Origin of the sequence: Methylomonas sp. ZR1 (assembly GCF_013141865.1) — a bacterium.
Lineage (GTDB): Bacteria > Pseudomonadota > Gammaproteobacteria > Methylococcales > Methylomonadaceae > Methylomonas.
Map to the genome: position 1 here is coordinate 2,868,962 of NZ_RCST01000001.1, position 22,518 is coordinate 2,891,479.

Below are 22,518 nucleotides of genomic sequence, written 5' to 3' on the forward strand. Positions count from 1 at the left end.
CAATAAAAAATTAGCCCTTAGTTATTTGTTGGTTCAATTCAATCACAGAATTTTGTTCCTTTTTCCTGCCATACCGAAAACTCTAGAGGACGCAAGCCGAAACGGATAGCATTTCCCGCATGTAACGTTTTGAGTTCGTTTTGTACCAAAATAATAAATTTCTGCTTGTCGTCCTGAGACACGGAATTCGGAGTGCCAGCCAAGATCGATGCGTCATCTGTCTCCAGTCCATCCCGGACAATGGCTCGTATCACTTCAGCCAGTTCGTTTCGATAACGTAATCGAACGATGTCCGGCGGCACGAGCTGCTGCTTTACGGCCACGTATTGCTGGCATGAACGCTCGTACGCCCAGATATAGACATCTCTCAACAATTCAATTCGATTAAGCTCATAGACACCGAGGACCGCGTCCACGTAAGCCTGTTGAGGCACATCGATAAAGGACAGTGGACAGAGATTGTGTTGAATCAGCGGGATGTTGGCCGCCAACCGCGAAACCCGTTTGTTGACGTCTTCGAAGGGTTGCAAGTAAGGCAAATTCACCATCAGGAAAAACGATTGTTCAAACGGATCGTTGATTTCCGCCGCCATGGTCATGACAATCCCAAACAACTCCTCAATCCGTTGCGGCATCGCAATCGGCAAATAGACACTGCCGCCGATATCGACCGCCCGATTGCGCAGGCGGCCACAACTCATCGGATCTGCCAACAAACCATCCGATAAAAAAGCATGTAAGGCAACGATGGTTTCAGTTGTGACGCCGGCATGCTCGGTATCGCGTACCAAATATTCAATGGCCGATTTGTGATTGAGGATCATCTGGGTTTCCATGACATCCTTCCCGTCAGCGGCCTGACCGAATTCAATCAAGCGTTCGGTATCCAGTCGACTGTAGGTATTGCCTTCCAATCGGGAAGAAGCCCAAGAAAGGTCGATGAGCAGGCGATTCAGAATGTCACGGGCAAAGGTTCCTGCCGGGGTTTGCTCAGACGGCGACCTGCCCAGGGTATGTAATTGTTCGCGTAAACCAGCTGATAAGTAATAGGTGTGGTTTGGATAGTACTGCCCCAGGAAATCCGGTTGGTAGCTGACGGGAGGCCTTTGAGTTCGTGGTTGACGAATAAAGAACTTGATCTCTTCGCCTTCAGGCGAAATGGGAATGTAAACTTCGTCAACGCCATGCCGGTTTGAGTCATCCACACCATCAACTGTGGCGATACCCGTACCAGGCTTTACTACTTTATACTTCAGTGCTCGTCCATCGCCTTCGCTAACAATGCGACGCTCTGCCACCAATGTGGCCAATCGACGTTGTAAAGTGCGGCCCTTAATTTCGAAATCTAGCCATTGCGCAATGTCTTTCGCGCCAATACCTTCGGGATATTGAGCAATCAGCTTTTCGATTCGTTCCAGCTCTTCTGATGGGACTATTTTTGGCATGATTTCATTTTTTGTGTCGCGATTAGTTTTAATGCGCCATTTAATATGTCATTAAACCAAAAATCGCGCCATAAAAACATCTTGGTTGCACGATTAAACTTAATCCAACTTCAGCCCGCTCCAGTCATCACGCTCCGTACCGACCGCAAGACTAAGCAAGGCCAAAATCCGATGACTAGCGAAAAACCGCGAAAAGAGGGGTTTTTCGAGCGTATAGAATTTTTGGCAACGTCGTAAACTCGCATCAAGACCATTACGGCGAGCTTGCGATGTGCAATATTCCTTCAAAAAACCTTAAGCTTCAGTTTCCATTTCAAAACGTTGTTAAACATATACGGATTGGCATGTTTGTCGGCTTTTGCATCATCAGCCAACCCATGGAATCAATGGCTGATGGAGCCGTTCAAATAAACAGCAGCAACCAACAGTCTCCTGGTTCAAAAACCACATTACGGAACACGCTGTGGGGCCAAGTTGCTCGGAGACATAGCATTGACCCCTACATTCTCTATGCCGTTGCGCTCACGGAGTCACGAAAAAACGATGGACAGAATCGTGTCATACCTTCGCCCTGGGCCATCAATAACGCTGGCAACGCCTTTATTCCTGGCAGCCAGCAGGAAGCCGAAGCGTTGCTTTATCAATTGATGGATCAAGGTAAACGCAATATCGATATTGGCATTATGCAAGTGAATCTACGATGGCATGGTCACCGTGTTGCGAAACCTGAGCAACTTTTGATACCGACCACTAATCTCGAAATTGGCGCAAGCGTACTCTCCGAGGCCATCCAATCGGCGCCTGGCAATCTCGCGCATGGCATCGGCCGATATTACAGTTGGAAAAACGAGCTAGCCGCCATCCAGTATGGGCAGAAAGTGATTGCTTTGGCCGATCAGATCCGAGGAATTCTTTAGTTAATCGGGGATTGCAGAATGGACGAAAATCTCTACAAACTCAATCTCGACTACCTCATCGTTGCTCAGTCCTTAATATTTTCCGAAAGTGAACAGAAAGCTATGTTCTGCTTAGGCCTCACGACCGAAGCGGTGTCGTTGCTCAGAAAGATGCCACTCGAACAATTAAAGAGCCTGGCTCGAAGTGATTGCCTGACCTTTGTTCCCCGTTTCAATCCCCACAAATGGAGCCAATTCCTAAACGTCCAAAAAACCGAAGACCCCGATGCACTCGCCGCACGGACTGTCGAACTCCTGACGCTTTTGTCCTCCCCTTCACCAGAGTCATGAGCGACCATTGCCCTTTTGCTGCTCGACTCAAAGATCAGTATTGGGCCTATCAATTGCTGAAACGAAAGTTGCGTACCAAATTGGCCAGCCGGGTCGTCAAAACCCTGCGCCCTAAAGAATTGTGTAACCTTTACTTTTCGATGCACCGCGAAAGCCCAGTGGCGGGACTGGTCCCCAGCATTATGGCAATGCCGCAGTCACGCGAGTCGTTTCTTTACATGGCCCTATTTTCTTCAATCTATCGAAGCGCTTGCTCAGGCACTATCAGAGCAGAAATAGACCTAAATGCCATGGTATTTGCCTGGGACACTTTTTGTGCATTTTATCCAAACCATATTCAAGAACGCCGACCGTTTGGCCGCATACGGCCTGCGAATTTCGATGAAGCCTGGATTATCATCGAGGCTCTGAAAGACGGTCTCGCTGAACTACCTTACTGTACGACCTGCCATACACCTTATTTGGTTATTCATGGCTGTAAATACCAACAGGTCTGCCAAATGTGCGTGCTAAACCAAATCCCTAAATCCATAGCGATCAACGAGTAACTGATCCTAGGGACAGTCAGACCTAGTTACTTAGTCCCATAGCGGTCGATTCGTTGTCAAGGCAGGTCGATCCCACTTCACATTGTTGCATCAATTTTCATTCATAGGCTTATAATCCACCCATCCAATATTCCTATATAACCAGACTATGAAAACTGTCAATGTCAGTGGTCTAAAGAACAATCCCAGCGAAGCCTTGCGCATGGCCCACGAGGATATGGTTCTGGTCATGAACCGAAATGAACCGGATGCCGTAATGGTTGGCCTCAAATCCGCCAAAATCATTGGTATGCCGGGTGTGCGTAAAGCCTTGGCAACGGCACTCTTCAAGGACGGCAACCTGTCCCTTGCCCGCTCCGCCAAACTGGCCGATATGCCTTTGGCCAATTTTATTGCGCACGTCTCCCGCTTGGGTATCCCCGTCATAGATCAAACGGCCGAAGAAGTTGGGGATGATTTAGACACCCTGGACCAGTGGCTAAACCAAGCCTGAACGCTGATGGTCAAAAAAGTGATTGTCGATGCCAGTCCATTGATCGGATTGGCGTTGGTGGAGGGTTTAATCTGGCTGCCAGAGTTATTTGACCAGGTTTTCGTACCCGAATCGGTGAAACAAGAAGTGTTACGGGGCAAATCGGCGCCGGGTGAAGAAGCCCTGGCTCATGCATTCGATATAGGTTGGTTAACGGTATGGCATGAATCCATCACGCCTTGTTTGGACATTGATCTGGACGCTGGTGAAACCGATTGCATCAACATCGCGCTATCGTCACCCGAAAACAATTTGCTGATCATGGACGAACGTGCCGGCCGGGCGGTGGCCAAAGAATATCAACTGCAGGTCGTCGGTACGGCCGCCGTTATTGGCCTAGCCAAGAAACGAGGTTTGATTTCGTCTGCTCGAGCCGCGTTTGAAGTCCTGCATCGATCGGACTTTCGAATTTCGGCTACGGTAATCAACAAAATTCTGGCGAGTGTCGGCGAGTAATCGAATCGATATTCAGGCTAATTTTCTTTGCCTTATGAAAATGGCTTTGATTTAAAACCGACTTGGAGCGTTAGTTCATTCGCGGTAGGATTACCAAAACGTTTATGGAGAATACTATGCCGACACAGTCATCGCTCTCAGATCGGTTCAAACGCCCCAACCAGCCGATTCAAACCCGGTCAAATCACTCAATGTTTAATCGCCATCATGCAATGGTCGATTGTCCTGAATGCCATCGAATCATGGTGCCTCGCGTCATTACCTATTACGGACAACCAACAAAATCGATTTGTCCTTTTTGCGGAAGCACTTTTGCATCGTTCCCATCTGGTTTTACCCGATTTATCCAATCCAGATACTCAGATGTTCTTTCCTTTTCAGTTCTTCAAAAACTGGTAACCATAACGATATTTCTTGTAGCGCTATGGTTTGTTGCTGACTGGGGAAACCTCTCAGATAACGTCAGTTTGTTTGCAGCATTTGGGACTGCGTTCTTTCTTGCCATGACATTGGCTGAATTAGTATTTCAGGGAATTGAGCGTGCGGCAGCCAAGTTTTTTCATCGAAGTAATTATTATTGGGCGATATTGGTACTAGTTTCGATGTTTATTGCCCATGAGTATCCATCGGCAGCTGGCTATGTTGCTCTATTTTTCTTTATGATTATTGCTCGTGGTTTTGTTGCTGCCTTTATCCTAGGTCGGAAAAAACCAGTAAAATCCACGTTTCAATAATTGATCAGCCCACGGGCTCGATTATATTGTCCTATCTGGTCAATCAGATCCTGTCTGTTTTGCCCAGCAGCACTTCTCAATAAGTTAGCGATATTATTGCCATCATTTTCACCTTCTTCATTTATCATCCGCTGCTTCGCCTCTCCCAATCCACCAGTGTTTTCACTACTCACAGCGATCCCATCAAAGGCTTCAAACATAGCAGCACGATAATAAGCTTGTTGACTCGATGTCAGCTTGTCGGCAACTTCATTGACTCTTTGATCAGCCCAGGCTTGCGTAGCTTGAGCAAATCCAGGATAGGACTGGGATGCTGCGTGTTTAAAAGCATCCCATTTTTCAGCGCCTCTTGACCTCGCTTCATCATAACTATTATTGAAGTGCTTCAAGTACTCCTGCCCAGCAGCACCCATTGCTTCAAGATTTTTAGCAGTACTGTAGACCCCACCACCAATGTAGTTGTAAGACAACTCTGCGGCAGAAGACGTGTCATTGGCCGCTGCGGCAATTGATTGCCTAAAGTGCTCTGCTTTTACATTCGCCAATTGCCCAAAGCCTTCTCTTGAATTTTGTTCACGCTCTGCCAGGTTACGATCATGTTGTGCTTCGATACTTGCTTCACCGCCGGCAATTTTTCCCGACGCTGAACGAATCCTCGCCTGTGCTCGTTGATTTAGCGATTCGGTTTCAGCCCGTTGGTCTTTAAGCTGTGCCTGTTCGACGGCAGTCTGAACCTTGCCAGTTTCCGGCGCATTGGCTTTAAGTGCTTCATTCCTGCTAGCATCCCAGGTTTGATCGGCTTGCGGTGCATTAAAAGCATCGCCTAGCAGTTGGTAACCCGAGATGTGCGCCTGCTGCGATTGCTGATCGTCCAGCGTTCGGTAACTGGGTGACGAAAATCCGGTCAATAACGACATGCCAGCGGCCGCGTAGGCTTGGTCGGCATCGCTGATCCAACCCGACGCTTTCCATTGCGAGGCTAGCCGTTGCGTATCGCCGCGCAAGCCGTATTGATCAAGTGTGCGATCCAGACGCTCCATCAAGCCGGGATCATTCGCAATTTTGTAACCCGTTTCCGCCGCGCCGAAACTGGCTTGCGTTCCGAAGCGTTGTTGGGCCGATAGGGTTTGTTGATAGGATTCGCTGGCGGATACCGCATCGGTTGCGCTGTGTTGCAGTGATGACAACGATTGATTTTGCAATCCCATTGAGGCGACGTTTCGGGTGCCGGTTTGCGCATCCATGGCCAGGCTTTTCGCCAAGCCGGCTTGATAACCCTGACTGTCGTTGACGGTCTGGCTGATGTCGGCGGCAATAGCATCGGACTTGTCCTGACTGACTTTGAAATCGTTTTGCAGGCGACCGGAGATCGCACCGCTCAATTGGTCGCTACCCAGCTTGGCCCCAGCATTGGCACTGCCGGCCACCAACGCCGAGAACTGATCCGCGGAAATCCCAGTATCGGCATGTTTCTTGGCAAAAGCTTCGCCAAACTGACGATTGTAAGCATCGGTATAACTGGAACTGCTGGCAATTTGATTGCCCAATGACCGACTGTCAAACGCATCGCTAGTGATGCTGGCCGACTTCGACGCCGTTGATGAGACACTGTGCATGAAACTACTGGTGGCTTGTTCAGAAGCGCTATAAGTCGACGATACAGCCGCACTCATGTCCTTGCCGGCTGTGAATGTCGGCAGCACCTTGTCGACGCCGGTTTGGGTGACCGCCGACAATGGACTGTATTGATGTTGCGATTGGGCATTCAAGACCGGTGCCGGGCTGATCACATCGGGCGTGGCGATTTTCTCGTTCACGTAATCCCCGCCATCCATCCGCCCTAGGAAATGGGTGGCGGTCACCGCACCGCGATAAATCAGCATCAAGGTAATGGCCGGCGTCGATGCGGCCAGCATACCGCCAATCGATAGCCATTGTTGCAATTCCATGTCCAGTTGGTAAATCCCCATCATCGACGGCAGATTGTAGGTGGCAGTGGTTAGCGCGGCCATTTTACCGGCGGCGGACATCTGGATGAACAGATTGATCACCGCCAGAATCGGCATCCACAATTGGATCCACAACAACATCGAGAAATAGCCGATATTCATCCGTATACCGACATTGCCCAGCATCACCACAAAGGCCATGATCGGTGCGATGGCATAACTCAAGCCTTCGATAAACGCCATCATCGGTCGAACGATTTTGGAGAACAGCGTTTGTTCGGCGGCCCATTGGGTATTGCGTTGCTGGATGGCTTGTTCGACCATCGCAGCCTTGTTCCAGTGCAAGCCGTCTTCATGTCGACCGATGACGCCTTTCTCGAACATCGGCAGGATCGCCGACATCAACATGTAATCGGCCGCATCGACCACGCCCGGACCGGCCAACGCATCGAAGGCATCCTGGATTTTCGGCACCGTATCGCCTGTGGCTGGCACACCCAGTGTCGGTTGCAACAAACCTTCCAGTGCTGTCGCAAAATTGCCATTGGTCACCACGCTCAAATCGGCCCAGGCATCCGAGCAGGTTTTGGTTTGCGGCTGGCCGCCGACATAGATTTGGGTCATGTAGATGTCGGAATCGAAGCGGATGGCATTCAGCGGATCGGCATCGCGCAAGATGGCATCCACCGATTTCAGATTCAGATCGACACCGGTCAACGTGCATTCACGCACATAGTTGGCGAACGAGGTTTCCATGTCGCTGCCGGCATTGGGTACATTGGCCGCGCCTAGATTAACCCGCGACAACAAATTCTTCCGTACCGACGTTAGTGTCTGCAAACTGTCGGCAAAGCCATTGCCGGTCATCGACGGTGTGCCAAAGCTTTGTTCGAACAGCCGTGTGGTGCGATAACCCATGTTCGACATCACGCTGCCCACCACCGCCGGCCCCAACGGCACATTGTCGACTACCACCACGCTGCCGGTATAGGCGTCCTCGATCGACACCCGCACCGACGGCGCATACAGCATCAACCACAACACATAAGCCAGCAATAAATCCTGATAGCGGATGCCGCGGCCATCCCATTGCAACAACGCCCGCAGCATGACGATGATGGCACCAATCAAACCACCGACGGCCGCAGCGGTGCGGTAATCGCCCGTCCCGGAAATCATTGCAATGGCATTCAGTACGGCTTGCAAATAGGCGGAATCGCCCACGGAGAAGAGTTCAAACATGGGCAACCTGCCTTTTAAACAACGAGGGAGAAAACCAACATGGGGTGCGAGAGGATGAGCGTTTAAGGATTTGGCCAAGCCGTCCCGGAAGCCGGCAATTGCGCCACGGTACCGTAATGTTTTGGCTTTACGGTATTCATCAATTGCTGATAAAACGCCATCAAGGTTTGCGGGTTACCATAGCGACCGGCGATGGTGACGTATTCATCCTGGATTTGTTCTCTGGCATCCTTCAAGGCGTCCATCAGCAACTTGGCGTAAGCATGGTCATTCATGTGTGCGGCGGTTTGCACGGCATTGAGTAAATCATTGACGATCAATTGCGCCAATTCCAAGGCAATCACCGGCGCCGCTTCTTCGGCCCACATCCTGGCAATGCCGGCATCTTCCCTCGCCAGGTTATGGATCATGCCGCCAATGGCATCCGGCACGGTTTGCATGAAGGCTTTTTCGCTATCGGTGATTTGACCGCTGTTGGTCGAGAATTTGTAGATAAGGCCGTTGCCGGTATTGGCCGAACCCAGCAGGATTTCCATCACCCGTTGCTTCAAGCCCACCAGATTGACGTTCTGGACGATGGGTTTGAGGCACTGATCGGCATCGTGTCCATCCGAACAGGTGTACATCCTGACGGTTTGATAACTATTGCCGGCGTCATTGCCGTACATCAGATCCTTGATCCGCAGCACCGGCGGCGGCGCGCTGATGGCATTGTTTTCGCCTTTGCCGTCGGGCGCGGCTTGCGGCGCATCGACAATCACGGTACCGGAAATACTCATCGCCGCTTCCAGCAAACTGTTTCCACCGAAGCGAAACCAGCCGCCGGCGTTTTGATTGACCAACGCTCGCCACACCAGATTACCTTGGATGATCTTGGTCATATCGGTCGGGTCATTCTGCTTTATCTGCTGTACCGGATCACCCAAGGTGCTGGTATTGGTCCAGCTGGAAAACACATCGGAAATGCCTTGGGTAAACGAGGCATTGGATAGATTGGTTTTGCTTTGCAGATCGAAGGCTTTGACCGTATCGTTGACTAGGCCTTGTGCCAGTCGGCAGGAGTTGCTGAACATCTGGTTCATTTCCTGGATTTTCTTTTGCAGGTCGGTCATCACCGACGCACACCAGGGACACATCGCTCCAACCGCTAGTTGAAACGCGTAACCCGCCGCATTGCCGGCCACGTTGCGCATCAATTGCACGAACTGGTTGAAGTTAATGAAACTGAAGCTGCCGGCGAACAAATCGATGCCGCCGCAACCGGCGCTGAACGACGGCGGCACGAACGACACCAGGTTGGTATTGGTGATGCCATTGCGCGCCACCAAGCTACCGCCGGTAATCACGCCACGGCGCTGTCCCAAATGCGCGGTCGGCGCCGTGAAGTTGGTCATGGTGCCGAACATACTGTCCATTTCCTGTTGCAGGTCGGCATAGGCTGGAGCAGAACTCTCGATCAACAGGATCAATACAACGATCTGGCGATAGCGAAATCGAAGCGAAAACGAAGTCATGGCGTGCTCCCCATTTGCGCATTGCGTTGCAATGCCTGGATCAGTGACAGTGGATCTTGAGTGACCGCAGGGCTGATACTGCCAGCCATTGGTAACAGCATCGGCGTATTGCGAATACCCTGAGTGGTTTGATATTGCGAAGCATCGATCCAACCTGCTTCCTTGGCGGCTAGCAGAATCCGACCGGTGATTTCTTCCAGCGACAATGCGCCTTGCGCCAACGGTACAATTTGCTTGGGCGGTTTCATCAGAAACAGCGCCGGGGTTTGCTCAACCCCCAACATCGCAGCCTGACCGTTATCCCGTTTGAACTGACCGAAAAAGCCGTTCGGCATCGGTAAACCATCGAGCGACACTGGATAGATTTTGAAACCGTAGGCGTTTTCCAGCATGGCCAGAATCGGCGCCTGCACATGGCAATAAGGGCAATCGGACCGAAAGAAAAACAAAATACCGGCTTGGGCGGCAATCGCTTTCAAAGCCTGTTCGGCGACCACACTGGCTTGATGATTGGCTTCGTTAGCCGCATAGGTCGCCACCGGTCGGCGCACGGTTTCATCGAGTTGCGGATCAGACATCACTACGTAACGCGCCGCGTTGGTAAAACGCTCGGCTTTGTCCATCATCACCCGCTGCAGGTAATAAAACGCCGCCACATTCTCGGGGCTGGGATCGTCGATGGCCTGGTTCAGGTAACGCTCCAGGTTTTGCTTTAACCAGGCTGAAGACAGCGATTGGGGTTCTGCAGAGGGCTTATCTTGAATTTTGGTTTCAATTTCAGCTTGAACGACGCTGGGCGGTTTGCTGTCAGGCTTGGGTTTTTCCTGATCGGCTTGGGTTTCGGGTTTGGCTTTTTTAGCTGGTTCCGGCAACACCTCATACCAAAACCAGCCGCGCTGTTTGTCGACGAAATAGGAAACCTCGGACGTGTCGTCCTTACCCATCGCCAGAGAGGCTCTGAGACACAAGCTCAAGATGATCGGTAAAGAAATGGCATTTCGGTTCATCGCGCCATTGTCCGTCAGATCTTCCTAGCGACTTTTGCAGCTGACGACGAAAACGCCATCAGCTGCAAGATGGTTCAAAAGCTATCGCAGAATCCGACCGTAACGGCAGACGATCGCAAATTCGGCGTCAACTGCAATTGGCATCCCATGTCGGTTGCCTAAAATACCGGCGTCATTGCGAACGAACGATGGCCCGCAAATCCCAATAGGAAATCGACTTTCGCTTTACCTACGCTAGTAGGGAAACGAGGCAACGGTAATCGGCCCAAAGCCGAAGTTATTTCCTAGGCAGGCATGAATCACGCCGTTTTGCGAAGGCAATGCCTAAATGACCCATCGAGAAAATGACAGTGATATGCCTACTACGTTAGGGATTTAAGGTGCAAATACCTATGCACTAAGGCGCTTTCCAAGGTTCGCAATGGACAGAAAACTCCATTAGGCATTGTCCATGTCTATCCCTACAGTTAAGTAATAGGAAAATTCATGTCCAGCGAACGACCAGTCAACGCTCAGTCCACTCTCACCGAACAAGATATATTGCATTGGATCGAAACTCGGTGCGATCATCTCCAGACGCAAGCCAAAGTATTGGTCGATGATTATTGGCGCCAATTGAAAAGCCAGCGCCAGAAACACAGCAAAAGCGAATCGGGCCGAATCGGCGTCCGCATCCGCTGCCGGGAAAACCAACGCGCTTTCAGCATTGAGTGGTACCGCATGGCCACGTTGCGGCAAAACGGTCAAACCAAGCCCATTGCGCAGTACGTTAAGAAAGGCCATGGCTATCGTTATCCGCTCGGCAACCTGCTGAGGGGCGAACCCGCCTGGGAAGCGGAATTAGTTGAAGAACTGGAAACCGAGTTTGCCCATATCCGGCAACAGCTCGATCGACTGGGAAAAATTCGCGATGCGGTTCAGCGTTATTGCAGGGTAATTGAAGCCGTACAAAAGCAAGCATTACGCGAATAAACCAGACTGGTATTTATGGTTCCCCTTCGGCCATATGCAATCAACTGTCGTTTGCCTCAAGAATTTGAACGGTTTGTAACTGACTATTCCTTGGGGATCAATTATTCCTGAGTGATGACCAATCAATGCTAGAAAAACCCAATTGGTGCGAATCATTACAATAATGGAAGATTATGAATGATAAGCCCCTAGCAGTCTTACCGTCGGCTTCGCTCTAAAACATTACAGTACTACTGGTTTTTATTGTAAAAACAATTCACTAATCATCGATTCAATTCCAGAATTATCTGTGGCGGACAGTGGTATCAATTTTGCTCGGCACATCGTTATAGTCTCTAATATATTACGAAGCCAGACATTCATGTCTAATGGATGAGCCGTTTGAACAATTTCTATACTTTAACTTTAGCCAAGGAACCACTATGAAGTTTGCCAAACACTTTCTGTTCGTTGCTCTAACCCTGCTTTCCATTGCGGCGCAGGCGGAAAAAATCACCATCGCTGCCGCGTCCGATCTTAAGTTTGCCATGGACGAGATTATTACCGGCTTCAAGCAAGCCAATCCCGACGACCAGATTGATGTGGCTTATGGTTCATCCGGCAATTTCAACACCCAAATTCAACAGGGTGCGCCGTTTGATTTATTCTTCTCTGCCGATATTGGTTTGCCCCGCGAATTGGTCAAGAACGGTTTGGCGGCTTCCGAGGTTAAACCCTACGCACTCGGGCGTATCGTGTTGTGGAGTGCCAGCATGGATGCGACCAAAATGACGATGGCCAGCCTGAACGACCCCAGTATCACCCGCATCGCCATCGCCAACCCCAAACATGCGCCTTATGGCAAACGGGCCGAGGAAGCGCTCCGCGCATCGGGCCTCTGGGAACAAGTGGAGTCCAAGCTAGTGTTTGGCGAAAACATCGTGCAAACCACACAATTCGTGCAGACCGGCAACGCGCAAGTGGGGATTATTGCCTTGTCGCTGGCGGGCAACCCCGAATTAAGCCAAAAAGGCGGTTACTGGCTAATCCCCGACAATCTGCACGAACCGTTGGAGCAAGGCTTTATTATCAGCAAACGGGCCGAAAACAATGCCTTGGCCAAACGCTTTGCCGAGCACATGAGCAGCGCCGACGTTCGCGCGGTGATGACTAAATACGGTTTTGTATTACCGGGCGAAGCGGTAGCCCACTAACATGAGGCCGTCGCTACGCGATACCCAAAGTTTCATTGCGGGCTCATTGATTGGCACATTGGGCGGCTTAATCGGTTTGGGCGGCGCTGAGTTCCGGCTGCCCGTATTAGTGGGATTCTTCAAATTGCCGACCTTGGAAGCCGTCATTCTGAACAAGGCCATGAGTTTGGTTGTGGTCAGTTCGGCTTTGATTTTTAGAGCCGGCCACATACCGTTCACCACACAACTGGCACACGTCGATGTCAGCTTGAATCTGCTGGCGGGCAGTCTGGTTGGCGCTTGGTGGGCGGCGGGTCATGCCATGACCATGCCACGTACCTTGCTTAATCGCATCATCATGTGGCTGTTGGCCGGTTTGTCGGTACTGATGCTATCCGAAGCTTGGTTCGATTGGCACAACCCTACCGACGCTTTGCTCGATGACGATCTATCGCGCTGGATGCTGGGCCTGATAGCAGGCTTTGGCATCGGCATGGTGGCGGCCTTGTTGGGTGTGGCAGGCGGGGAGTTGCTGATTCCGACCATCGTGCTGCTGTACGGTTTGGACATCAAACTGGCGGGTAGCCTGTCTTTGAGCGTCAGCCTACCCACCATGATCGTCGGCTTCGCCCGCTATACCCGTTCCGATGCCTTCGCCATCTTGCGCCAGGAACAAGCGTTATTGGCCTGGATGATTGCCGGTTCCATTCTCGGCGCGGCCATCGGTGGCTTTTTGCTAGGACAGATACCAACGAATCTTTTATTGACGCTACTTGGCGCGATTTTGTTGGTATCCGCCATCAAAACCTTTCAACACAATCACTGACCGATTAAAACCATGATTTTGACCGATAGCGATTTTCAAGCGGTCTGGCTGACGATTCGCCTAGCAGGCATCGTCACCTTGATTTTATTAATGTTCGGCACGCCGCTGGCGTGGTGGCTGGCCCGGACAAAAACCAGGTGGAAAGGCCCGATTGGCGCCATTGTCGCCTTGCCCTTGGTGCTGCCACCTTCGGTATTGGGTTTTTATCTGTTGCTGACGATGGGACCGAATGGGCCGCTGGGCTACATGACACAAACACTGGGACTGGGCTTATTGCCGTTTACTTTTTGGGGGCTGGTAGTGGCATCGGTATTTTACTCGCTGCCGTTCATGGTGCAGCCGTTGCAAAACGCCTTCGAAGCCATTGGCGACCGGCCGTTAGAAGCCGCCGCCACCTTGCGGGCTTCACCCTTGGATGCCTTTTTTACCGTGGCGATACCGCTGGCGTTACCCGGTTTTTTGAGTGCCAGTATCTTGACCTTTGCCCATACCGTCGGCGAATTCGGCGTGGTGTTGATGATAGGCGGCAATATCCCCGGCGCTACCCGCGTGGCATCAGTGCAAATTTACGACCATGTCGAAGCCTTGGAATATGCGCAAGCCCATCAATTGGCCGCGATGATGCTGGTGTTTTCGTTCCTGGTTTTGCTGTCGCTGTATATTTGGCAACCGAATCCGAAAAAGTGCTGACGGTATGGATATGATTAACGCACGTTTCCGGATCGATTGGCCGAGTTTTACCTTGGATGTCAATCTGACCATTCCCGGACGCGGCGTAACGGCCTTATTCGGCCATTCTGGTTCAGGCAAAACCACTTTACTGCGCTGCGTGGCTGGCCTTGAACGGCCATCGCACGGTTATCTGTCCGTCAATGGCCAAATCTGGCAAGGCGAGCAGGAATGGAAGCCTACTCACGAACGGCCAATTGGCTACGTGTTTCAGGAAGCCAGTTTGTTTTCGCATTTAACGGTTCTGGGCAATCTGCGTTATGGTTTAAAGCGGGTTGCGGGGTCGGAACCAGCTAAACTGGATCAAGTGATCGAGTTGTTGGGTATCGGCCATTTACTTGAACGGAAACCGGATCGCCTCTCCGGGGGCGAGCGCCAACGGGTTGGGATTGCCCGAGCCTTGGTCGTCAACCCTCGAATTTTACTGATGGACGAACCGCTGGCGGCTTTGGATGTCAAGCGCAAGCAGGAGATTTTACCCTACCTGGAACAGCTCCACGACCAGTTGGATATTCCGGTACTCTACGTGAGCCATTCGCCCGATGAAGTGGCCCGGCTTGCCGACCATTTGGTGGTCATGGATGCGGGCAAAGCGACGGCAACCGGACCGTTGGCCAATATTCTGGCCCGAATCGATTTACCCATTCACTTGGGTGAAGACGCCGGAGCCGTACTCGCAGCGGAAATAGGCGCAGTAGACAGTCATTGGCAACTCGCGCGGGTGGATTTTCCCGGCGGCAGCCTGTGGACGCGAGACCATGGTTTACCGGTCGGCCGCCGCGTGCGTGTCAGAGTGCTGGCCCGCGATGTAAGCATGGCCAACGCACCGCCCAGCCACAGCAGCATTCAAAACGTTTTGCAGGGACACGTGGATGCCATCGGCGAGGATGAACACCCTGGACTTGCGTTAGTGCGGGTGTCGATAGGCGGCAGCCAATTAGTTTCTCGGTTAACGAAACGGGCGGCCTTTGATTTAGGCCTAACCATCGGTCAAGACGTTTGGGTTCAGGTTAAATCGGTGGCGTTAATGGAATAGAGGGATACTTGATTGTCATGAGCGACAATTTCTTTTTTAAGGACAATTCTCCCCTGATACACCATTCATAAACCCCAGATAGCCTCTGGCAGTTGGCATTGGCTTTTTGGGCTTTGGGTTTTGTCTGTCCGAAACGACTAAGTTTAAAGAATTAATGTCTGCTTTTTTATTGAATGCAACTGACGCACACTTAAAGAGATCGGATGACAGGCTGCTTGAGGCCGAACCACGACGGCCAAGGGCGATGATGCCATAGGCGACCAAGTGACAAACGCCTCACTAGCATTCGTTTCGAAAACAAAATATGTAATCACCAGTCCCTATATATAGATTAAAAAAAGATTATATATAGATTAGCACCTTCGAATTTCAGCATAAGAGAATCGCTGCAGGCCACGGATGGCATGGCCTGAGGCGATTTCACAATTTGCTTGAAGCGTCGGTCTAATGCCGTGTCAAACGTCGGCCTAATGCCGTGCTTTTTGTCGGTCTAATGCCGTGCCCGTCGGTCTAATGCCGTTACCTTGTCGGCCGAATGCCGTGTCCGCGTCGGCCTAATGCCGTATCGAGAGGCTTCGACCGACCCAAAATAGCGTCGGTCTAATGCCGTGCTTTTTTAGAGCTGCTGGTCGTCCAGAAAACGCTGTTGACTGGGCGTCGGCTGGCGTTTGATCTTCACGATATCATCGGCGAATTCAAAGCTAGCCAAAGTACCAATGCTCACCAAGGCCTCCAACGCTTTACCCAGCCGATATTTGAAATCTCGCAGGGTTTTCGCGCCACTGCCGCTCAGTCGGTGAATGGTGGCAATTTTCATTGGGAACGGTGCGGCATGGGACGACAGGAAACCGTGTAACCATAAGGCCAAGGGTTGTTTCCGCAATTTCTGCCGCTGCTCGAACTCGATGTAGGTGTAGCCCTCCTCGAACAGGCGCAGCATGGATTCGGTCAATTCCACCACGTAGCGTTGCGTCAGTTCATCACGGTAATAGCGCAGGAAGCCTTTTTCACCAAAGGCATCCCGGCCGTGAAAGGTGATTTCGACAAAGGCGCCGCCCAACCGAGCCATTGATTCTTTCAACCATTCATGTTGGCTTTTGCCGCTACCGCGCCCCAATGCCGTCAATAGGGCATGGGCGCTGAAGGTCACGCTAAACCCCGGCAATTGTTGCCGGGATAAGTGCATGATCTGCATCCAGACATCAAGGTCCGATTGATTGAGCTGTATGCCGAGGTAACGAACCTCAATGCCATCGACCGCAGCCAGCAGGGTGCGTTTTTTATAGGCAATGCGTTCCTTACCTTGGATACCGGCGAACAATGCACTTCGCAAACAGGCATTAGGGGTACCGCGTATCGCCGACGGCCAATTGGGTAGTGAAGTCATGGGTTCGACGACCCGCAATTTGGCCTTTTTCCGCTCCGTCAGAGATTGAAAACGTTCGGTCAGATTATCGAGCGAATGGTTGGTGGTATTTCTGTCCATGACGACCACCTCACTTCTTCAGGCTGCCAGGATGACAACCATGGCTCAGAACGCTGTGCGGAATTGGCATGGTTTTAACTAACGCCTGTTCCTCCGGTGTCATATCGAGTTGGTGATGGCAATATTTTCGCCAAGCACGTTCAATGAATAGTGTATGGTCATCCTGGCGATCGGGAATGTGCGACGCGCTGACATCGAGAACGCGATCCGATGAGTCGTCGCTTGCCACGTAAACGCCAAGCGGCTGATCGACTTGCCTGACAACGTGTTCAATCGATGCAGACCGTAATACCGAACCGCCCAATCCTCCTGTCTGCCGAGCATTATCCAGGCGCCAGGGTTGTTCGGGTTGAACCGGCACAATCGATTCGATGACGGCAGCATCGTGCCGGTTCAGCGAAGTACAGGCCGTGCCGCACACTGCAGACACAAGACAATGGATTACGAGCGATTTGGATTTCATGAGAGCTCCAGAGTAATTAAAGGGAGCTCGTTACACTAAACACTCTTTTGCGAAGCCTGTTTGCAGCTGACGTCGAATTCGTCGTCAGCTGCAAGCGACGATTGAAAAATTCCCGGCAAGATGCGGCGTTATGGAAAATACGCCTTCGACGCTCATTACCCGCATCCGCCAACGTCTGTTTGGCGTCGAGTCCGCGCCTGTCGGTCCGGTTGCGACAACGATGGATGAGGACGTGCCGCGTTATCCGCCCTTCATGAAGGGTCTGCCGGCTGCGCCTGTGGAACGCATACTGTCCAGTCAAGCGGAGTTGATTGCGGCCATCGAACAGGCGCTGGCCCTACCGGACAGTCTGTATCAAACCATAGCCGCGCCGGTCATACGCCGTTATGCCGGCTTCAGCCACTTATTGCCGGCTTCGGAATCTCATCATCATCGTGGCGCCGGCGGCTTATTTCGGCATGGTCTGGAAGTCGCCCATTGGGCCACTTTGGCTTCTCAAGGCAGTTTGTTTGCCACGTCAGCATCACCCCAGGAACGAAAAGCACAAGAATTACGCTGGCGTCTGGCGGTCTGTTTTGCCGGGCTGTTGCATGACATCGGCAAACCGGTCGCCGATATCGCCGTGGTCGACGCACAGGGGCAACATACCTGGAACCCTTGCGATGAAAACATCACCGACTGGGCTTTGCGAAATGAGATCGACCGATACTTTCTGCGCTGGCGGGATAACCGCCATAAACGCCACGAACAGTTTTCGGCCTTGGTGATCGAGCGCGTCCTGACCCGCGAAGCCCGCACATTCATTCTGGAGTCTGGCCCCGACATCATGCAGGCCATGCTGGAAACCATTAACGGTTTGGACCGCGGATCCAAAGTTTACGCACTGGTGATAACCGCCGACTGCAAAAGTGTGGAACGGGATTTAAAAGCGCATTATCAAAACATCGACTCGGCCTTGGGCATGCCGGTGGAAAAGTACTTGTTCGATGCCATGCGCCGCTTGGTCAAATCCGGACAATGGACCGTCAACGAAAAAGGCGCTCGGCTATGGCGTTTTGAGGATGGCCTGCATATCGTCTGGCGTGCCGGTGCGCAAGACATTGTCACCCTGTTGGCCAAGGACAAAGTTCCCGGTATTCCGCGCGACGAAGATACCTTGGCGGACATCCTGATCGAACGCGGTTTGGCAATCCCTAAGTCCTGGCCGGATGGTCGGCAATACCGTTATTGGCAAATGCAGCCTGAAGGCCTGGACAATCCGCTGTATCTGTTGCGCCTGAAATCCGCGGAACTGATTTTCAGCGGCGAGCCGCCGCTCGTGGTTGCAGCGCTCGAAATCAACGAATCGGATGCGGCCATCGTAAAAACCGAACCTGTTACCAGTCAGGCACCGCAAATCAGCAAACCGGCAAAAGCCAAGAATGTCGCGACTCTGAAGCAACCCCAACGCACAGATAATCCAAAGCCAGTTGAGCCAAATGAACCCCAAATAGAACCTGCTCATGAAACCAGCGCTGAACTCGAGCTACCGGTCCTCGAATCGGCGTCAGGCATTTCAAATTCCTTACCATCGGATCCCGATCAAGGACTGTCGCAATCCAAATCAATCGATGGCACCCCTTCGTTGTGTCAGACAAAACAACCGAAAAACGAAACGCCAGCCAAAACGCCCATCGCAGAAAAATCTGATTCAGCGGCAAAACCCGATCTCGCTACGACGGATACGAAAAGCATCTCTAATCCGGTCGACAACGCCAAGTGCTGGTTGGGAAGCCACGCCGACGCCGGTCAATGGCTAATGGACATTGCCAGCATGCTCAATCAAGGCCAATGGCAGTTAGGCAGTGATCTGTTGGAAGTCCAAGACAAATACTTGCTCCCGTTTCCGGCGACTGCTGAAAAACTCGCCGTCGATCCGCCCCAATTCATCAAAATACTGGAGGAGACGGGTTGGTTGGTGACAGACGTCCTGTCGCCGATGCGCAAGGTACAAACCATCCAATCGGTCTGCGGCGTCCTGCTGGCATTGGAACCGAGTTTGGCTTTAAAGGCATTGTTGAAATCCCGAGACAAAGTCACGCCGCCAACGTCATCTGCGCAAACCCCAAGCAGCAATACTGACAATATCAGAGAACCAGCTAAGTCATCTCAGCCTCAAGACGAGGCCTTTCGCGAACCTAAGCCTGTCCGCTCAAAATCAACCACGACCGGCAAACAAAAATCAATAAACTGCAACGCAGCAATCAGTTCGACCAATTCCGAGCCTGATAAAGCAATTTCCCCCCTAACAACCCCACCGGCAAAATCCGGAACAATCGACTTGCTGATCACGTATGTGCGGCAACAAAACATTCCGCCCGATGAATCATCGCCAGACGGTCACTGGCACACGGTGTCCAATACCGCGCTGGAACAATTTCTAACGCAACATCTTACGATCAAGCGCACTCGCCTGATGCTGGATATTGCCAACCATCCAGATTGTCGATCGGTCAGTGCCACGGAAGGCATTCAGGTGAGATTACGCCTATGAAATCCGATTACGACTATCAGTTTCCCTGGCGACCGATATTTGAGGTGTATGCCATCTCGGGTTGGTTGGGCGGGGCTGGTCTGGCGTATCTGACCAGTCGCTGGTCGGGATTGCCGCGCGAACCCTTCGATTGGTTGATGACGGCGTGCGGAGTGATGGCGTGTTGGCGGCTGTCGCCGGCATTGAATCTCTGGTATCGCAAACGCCGATTGCGCCAGTTTCGGTTCCAATACCTGGATGCCGAGAAGCTGGTAACGATGGTGAAGCGCAACCCCGAGGCTTTGTGGTTCGGTTGGGGATTCGATTGGGTACAAAAGCACGCGCAATTGGCCTATGAGATCTTGAAACGCGATGTCTCGACCTTGATACCCAGCGATCATCAACGCATGGGCTCGGCCTGGATTCATGGTTTGGAAGTGTCCGAAAGCGACATTCGTCAGCCCTTGCAGCATACCGCCGGCCATACGCTGCTGGTCGGTACCACCGGCGCTGGTAAAACCCGAGCGTTTGACGTATTGGTCACGCAAGCCGCGTTGCGCGGCGAGGCCGTGATCATCATCGATCCCAAGGGCGACAAGGACTTGATGGCCTGTGCCAAACGCGCCTGCGCTTTGGCCAAGCGTCCGGATCGTTTCGTGTATTTCCATCCGGCGTTTCCAGAAGACAGCGTCCGACTCGATCCCTTGCACAATTTCAACCGGCCTTCGGAAATCGCCAGCCGCATCAGCGCCATTTCGCCCAGCGAAAGCAGTAACGATCCGTTCAAAGCCTTTGGCCAAAAATCACTGGATAACGTGATTCAAGGCTTGATGGTCATCGAGGAACGGCCAACTTTGGTCAAGCTGCGTCGTTATTTGGAAGGCGGTCCTTCGACATTGGTCATTCAAGCCCTGGAACGCTATTTCGACAATAATCTGGGCCATTGGCGACAAGAAGCGCGCCCTTACCTGAAGAATGCCAAGGACATCGATTCCAAAGCCGTGGGTCTGGTGCGGTTCTATCGGGAGGTCGTGCAATATCAATTGCCAAATTTAGATTTGGAAGGCTTGTTGTCTTTGTTCGAACACGACCGGGCGCACTTCAGCAAAATGGTTGCCTCCTTGATTCCGATCATGAACATGCTTACCTCTGGCTCCTTAGGGCCTCTGCTGTCACCAAATCCACACGACGTGGACGATCTGCGGCCGATTACCAATACCGGCCACATCATTGAAAAAGCCCAGGTCGCGTATATTGGCCTGGACTCGTTATCGGATGGCATGGTGGGTAGCGCGATTGGCTCGATTCTGTTGGCCGACTTGGCCGCCGTTGCCGGCGATCGTTACAACTACGGCGTCTCGGATCGGCCGGTGAATGTGTTCGTCGACGAAGCGGCTGAAGTCATCAATGATCCCTTCATCCAAGTTTTGAACAAAGGCCGCGGCGCCAAGATTCGCCTGTTCATTGCCACGCAAACCTTTGCCGATTTTGCCGCCCGCACTGGTTCCCAGGACAAAGCTCGGCAAGTGCTGGGTAACGTCAACAACCTGATCGCGCTCAGAATCATGGACAGCGAAACCCAGCAGTACATCACCGACAATCTGCCAAAGACGCGATTGAAATACATCATGCGCACCCAGGGTGTTGCCACCAGCGCGACCAATCCCACCGTGTTTTCCGGCAATGTCGGCGAACGCCTGATGGAAGAAGAAGGTGACTTGTTTGCGCCGCAGTTACTCGGACAATTGCCTGACTTGCATTACATCGCCAAGTTATCCGGCGGCCGCATTGTCAAAGGCCGCTTGCCGATACTGCGGTCGGAACTGAATCGACAACGGGATCACCAAGGTGCCAGCTCATGACCCGCAATCTGTTGTTCAGCCTGATGCTTTGGCTACTGGAAGTGATCCTGGTGGCCAGTTTCGTTTCCGACCGCTGGACGCGTGAACTGCAACGGGCCGAAGACCGGATGATGATCGGCTATTTTGGCGCCGATAAAGAATCACAGATCAGTAAAACCGCGCAACGCTGGTTTGATCGCTTATTCGTTACCACCGGCATCCGAGAAAGCGTGTTCCGCTACTTCATCCCGACCGAGCGCGAACGGCAGATGTCCAAAGGTTTCGAGGATGTGGGCCGTAACGATTTGTTTCCCTTCATCGAAAGCCGGCTCAACGTGCTGTGGGACACGATCTTTCAAATGATCAAGCGCCTGACCACGGCGTGTATTTGGTTACCGTACCTGGCGGCCGCCTTGCTGCCGTTTGTCGTCGACGGACTGGTGCGGCGCAAGATCAGCCAGACCAATTTCGATTACCCCAGTCCCATGGCGCATCGCTACAGCCTCTATCTGATCCTGGGAGCGCTGTATCTGTTGCTGGTCAGTTTGACCTTGCCGTTTCCGATTACGCCACGCGCCGTCCCGGTGGTTTTTTTTGTTGTCGCTTACGCCATCAATGTGTTGCTAGCCAATACACAAAAACGGATTTAAGGACAAAGCATCTGCCGGTCTGAGTAGGATATTTCGCGATATTGGGCGCGTATTTTTAGAAAGATTATTCTCGCTTTTGCAATTCGAACAGATAAATCTAACAATTGGCTCATCTTTCTCTTAAGGAACCTCTGAAAAACTGCCATTTTGAGCGGCA

General features: G+C 51.9%; 20 protein-coding genes. 14 read left to right on the forward strand and 6 right to left on the reverse strand.

Going from position 1 to position 22,518, the window contains the following annotated elements:
- Positions 1 to 38: 38 nt before the first annotated feature.
- Positions 39 to 1,445, reverse strand: a complete 1,407-nt coding sequence (locus tag DDY07_RS12885) for a Fic family protein (protein WP_171696204.1) — start codon at positions 1,443 to 1,445, stop codon at positions 39 to 41.
- A gap of 269 nt (positions 1,446 to 1,714) precedes the next feature.
- On the opposite strand from DDY07_RS12885, the gene DDY07_RS12890 reads away from it, so the two are divergent.
- The 6 genes from DDY07_RS12890 to DDY07_RS12915 all read left to right on the forward strand — a co-directional run bounded on the left by DDY07_RS12890 (position 1,715) and on the right by DDY07_RS12915 (position 4,962).
- Positions 1,715 to 2,362 carry a transglycosylase SLT domain-containing protein gene (locus tag DDY07_RS12890; RefSeq protein WP_171696205.1) on the forward strand — a complete coding sequence of 216 codons (648 nt, stop codon included), beginning with the start codon at positions 1,715 to 1,717 and terminating at the stop codon, positions 2,360 to 2,362.
- A gap of 18 nt (positions 2,363 to 2,380) precedes the next feature.
- Positions 2,381 to 2,692, forward strand: a complete 312-nt coding sequence (locus DDY07_RS12895) for a flagellar transcriptional regulator FlhD (protein WP_171696206.1) — start codon at positions 2,381 to 2,383, stop codon at positions 2,690 to 2,692.
- Positions 2,689 to 3,240: a FlhC family transcriptional regulator gene (locus DDY07_RS12900; RefSeq protein ID WP_171696207.1), complete on the forward strand. Its 552-nt coding sequence runs from the start codon at positions 2,689 to 2,691 to the stop codon at positions 3,238 to 3,240. The genes DDY07_RS12895 and DDY07_RS12900 overlap by 4 nt, the downstream gene beginning before the upstream one ends.
- Positions 3,241 to 3,388: 148 nt before the next feature.
- Positions 3,389 to 3,733 carry a UPF0175 family protein gene (locus DDY07_RS12905; RefSeq protein WP_171696208.1) on the forward strand — a complete coding sequence of 115 codons (345 nt, stop codon included), beginning with the start codon at positions 3,389 to 3,391 and terminating at the stop codon, positions 3,731 to 3,733.
- A 6-nt stretch (positions 3,734 to 3,739) separates the two neighbouring features.
- Positions 3,740 to 4,228, forward strand: a complete 489-nt coding sequence (locus DDY07_RS12910) for a DUF3368 domain-containing protein (RefSeq protein WP_171696209.1) — start codon at positions 3,740 to 3,742, stop codon at positions 4,226 to 4,228.
- A gap of 116 nt (positions 4,229 to 4,344) precedes the next feature.
- Positions 4,345 to 4,962, forward strand: coding sequence for a hypothetical protein (locus DDY07_RS12915; RefSeq protein WP_171696210.1), 618 nt, complete (start codon positions 4,345 to 4,347; stop codon positions 4,960 to 4,962).
- Here the strand turns inward: DDY07_RS12915 and DDY07_RS12920 are convergent.
- The 3 genes from DDY07_RS12920 to DDY07_RS12930 form a co-directional block, all read right to left on the reverse strand.
- Positions 4,956 to 8,153 carry a conjugal transfer protein TraG N-terminal domain-containing protein gene (locus DDY07_RS12920; protein WP_171696211.1) on the reverse strand — a complete coding sequence of 1,066 codons (3,198 nt, stop codon included), beginning with the start codon at positions 8,151 to 8,153 and terminating at the stop codon, positions 4,956 to 4,958. The two genes, DDY07_RS12915 and DDY07_RS12920, sit on opposite strands and share 7 nt — an antisense overlap.
- 62 nt (positions 8,154 to 8,215) lie before the next feature.
- Entirely contained in the window at positions 8,216 to 9,667 is a 1,452-nt protein-coding gene (locus tag DDY07_RS12925) for a conjugal transfer protein TraH (protein WP_171696212.1), read from the reverse strand.
- Entirely contained in the window at positions 9,664 to 10,674 is a 1,011-nt protein-coding gene (locus DDY07_RS12930; protein ID WP_253734477.1) for a conjugal transfer protein TraF, read from the reverse strand. The genes DDY07_RS12925 and DDY07_RS12930 overlap by 4 nt, the downstream gene beginning before the upstream one ends.
- Before the next feature lie 486 nt (positions 10,675 to 11,160).
- Between DDY07_RS12930 and mobI the strand changes: the two genes are divergently transcribed.
- The 5 genes from mobI to modC all read left to right on the forward strand — a co-directional run bounded on the left by mobI (position 11,161) and on the right by modC (position 15,409).
- On the forward strand, positions 11,161 to 11,646 hold the full coding sequence (gene mobI, locus DDY07_RS12935) for a conjugative transfer protein MobI(A/C) (protein ID WP_171696213.1): 486 nt from the start codon (positions 11,161 to 11,163) through the stop codon (positions 11,644 to 11,646).
- 422 nt (positions 11,647 to 12,068) lie between these two features.
- The gene (gene modA / locus DDY07_RS12940; RefSeq protein ID WP_171696214.1) at positions 12,069 to 12,839 is read left to right on the forward strand and encodes a molybdate ABC transporter substrate-binding protein; all 771 of its coding nucleotides are present in this window, start codon (positions 12,069 to 12,071) and stop codon (positions 12,837 to 12,839) included.
- Between the two features lies 1 nt (position 12,840).
- Positions 12,841 to 13,644 (forward strand): sulfite exporter TauE/SafE family protein, encoded by an 804-nt coding sequence (locus tag DDY07_RS12945; RefSeq protein ID WP_171696215.1) that lies wholly within the window; start codon positions 12,841 to 12,843, stop codon positions 13,642 to 13,644.
- Positions 13,645 to 13,656: 12 nt separating this feature from the next.
- Positions 13,657 to 14,334 (forward strand): molybdate ABC transporter permease subunit, encoded by a 678-nt coding sequence (gene modB / locus DDY07_RS12950; protein ID WP_171696216.1) that lies wholly within the window; start codon positions 13,657 to 13,659, stop codon positions 14,332 to 14,334.
- A gap of 4 nt (positions 14,335 to 14,338) precedes the next feature.
- A complete protein-coding gene (modC, locus tag DDY07_RS12955; RefSeq protein WP_171696217.1) occupies positions 14,339 to 15,409 on the forward strand; it encodes a molybdenum ABC transporter ATP-binding protein in 1,071 nt (356 codons plus the stop codon).
- Positions 15,410 to 16,025: 616 nt separating this feature from the next.
- Here the strand turns inward: modC and trfA are convergent.
- Together trfA and DDY07_RS12965 are read right to left on the reverse strand one after the other, a co-directional pair.
- Positions 16,026 to 16,895, reverse strand: coding sequence for a plasmid replication initiator TrfA (trfA, locus tag DDY07_RS12960; RefSeq protein ID WP_171696218.1), 870 nt, complete (start codon positions 16,893 to 16,895; stop codon positions 16,026 to 16,028).
- A gap of 10 nt (positions 16,896 to 16,905) precedes the next feature.
- Positions 16,906 to 17,358: a hypothetical protein gene (locus DDY07_RS12965; RefSeq protein ID WP_171696219.1), complete on the reverse strand. Its 453-nt coding sequence runs from the start codon at positions 17,356 to 17,358 to the stop codon at positions 16,906 to 16,908.
- A gap of 130 nt (positions 17,359 to 17,488) precedes the next feature.
- On the opposite strand from DDY07_RS12965, the gene mobH reads away from it, so the two are divergent.
- Genes mobH through DDY07_RS12980 form a run of 3 tightly spaced genes read left to right on the forward strand, consistent with a single transcriptional unit; the run spans position 17,489 to position 22,361 of the window.
- A complete protein-coding gene (mobH, locus tag DDY07_RS12970) occupies positions 17,489 to 19,891 on the forward strand; it encodes a MobH family relaxase (protein ID WP_171696220.1) in 2,403 nt (800 codons plus the stop codon).
- The gene (gene traD, locus DDY07_RS12975) at positions 19,888 to 21,732 is read left to right on the forward strand and encodes a conjugative transfer system coupling protein TraD (RefSeq protein WP_171696221.1); all 1,845 of its coding nucleotides are present in this window, start codon (positions 19,888 to 19,890) and stop codon (positions 21,730 to 21,732) included. The genes mobH and traD overlap by 4 nt, the downstream gene beginning before the upstream one ends.
- Positions 21,729 to 22,361: a DUF4400 domain-containing protein gene (locus DDY07_RS12980; RefSeq protein WP_064009724.1), complete on the forward strand. Its 633-nt coding sequence runs from the start codon at positions 21,729 to 21,731 to the stop codon at positions 22,359 to 22,361. Before traD ends, DDY07_RS12980 begins: the two co-directional genes overlap by 4 nt.
- Positions 22,362 to 22,518 lie beyond the last annotated feature (157 nt).

Coding starts and splice junctions, on each gene's coding strand:
- DDY07_RS12905 (WP_171696208.1), top strand. CDS start 3,389: ATGAAAACTGTCAATGTCAGTGGTCTAAAGAACAATCCCAGCGAAGCC.
- DDY07_RS12895 (WP_171696206.1), top strand. CDS start 2,381: ATGGACGAAAATCTCTACAAACTCAATCTCGACTACCTCATCGTTGCT.
- modB (WP_171696216.1), top strand. CDS start 13,657: ATGATTTTGACCGATAGCGATTTTCAAGCGGTCTGGCTGACGATTCGC.
- DDY07_RS12925 (WP_171696212.1), bottom strand. CDS start 9,667: ATGACTTCGTTTTCGCTTCGATTTCGCTATCGCCAGATCGTTGTATTG.
- mobI (WP_171696213.1), top strand. CDS start 11,161: ATGTCCAGCGAACGACCAGTCAACGCTCAGTCCACTCTCACCGAACAA.
- traD (WP_171696221.1), top strand. CDS start 19,888: ATGAAATCCGATTACGACTATCAGTTTCCCTGGCGACCGATATTTGAG.
- trfA (WP_171696218.1), bottom strand. CDS start 16,895: ATGGACAGAAATACCACCAACCATTCGCTCGATAATCTGACCGAACGT.
- DDY07_RS12915 (WP_171696210.1), top strand. CDS start 4,345: ATGCCGACACAGTCATCGCTCTCAGATCGGTTCAAACGCCCCAACCAG.
- modC (WP_171696217.1), top strand. CDS start 14,339: ATGGATATGATTAACGCACGTTTCCGGATCGATTGGCCGAGTTTTACC.
- DDY07_RS12965 (WP_171696219.1), bottom strand. CDS start 17,358: ATGAAATCCAAATCGCTCGTAATCCATTGTCTTGTGTCTGCAGTGTGC.
- DDY07_RS12945 (WP_171696215.1), top strand. CDS start 12,841: ATGAGGCCGTCGCTACGCGATACCCAAAGTTTCATTGCGGGCTCATTG.
- modA (WP_171696214.1), top strand. CDS start 12,069: ATGAAGTTTGCCAAACACTTTCTGTTCGTTGCTCTAACCCTGCTTTCC.
- DDY07_RS12980 (WP_064009724.1), top strand. CDS start 21,729: ATGACCCGCAATCTGTTGTTCAGCCTGATGCTTTGGCTACTGGAAGTG.
- DDY07_RS12885 (WP_171696204.1), bottom strand. CDS start 1,445: ATGCCAAAAATAGTCCCATCAGAAGAGCTGGAACGAATCGAAAAGCTG.
- DDY07_RS12890 (WP_171696205.1), top strand. CDS start 1,715: ATGTGCAATATTCCTTCAAAAAACCTTAAGCTTCAGTTTCCATTTCAA.
- DDY07_RS12900 (WP_171696207.1), top strand. CDS start 2,689: ATGAGCGACCATTGCCCTTTTGCTGCTCGACTCAAAGATCAGTATTGG.
- DDY07_RS12920 (WP_171696211.1), bottom strand. CDS start 8,153: ATGTTTGAACTCTTCTCCGTGGGCGATTCCGCCTATTTGCAAGCCGTA.
- DDY07_RS12930 (WP_253734477.1), bottom strand. CDS start 10,674: ATGAACCGAAATGCCATTTCTTTACCGATCATCTTGAGCTTGTGTCTC.
- DDY07_RS12910 (WP_171696209.1), top strand. CDS start 3,740: ATGGTCAAAAAAGTGATTGTCGATGCCAGTCCATTGATCGGATTGGCG.
- mobH (WP_171696220.1), top strand. CDS start 17,489: ATGGAAAATACGCCTTCGACGCTCATTACCCGCATCCGCCAACGTCTG.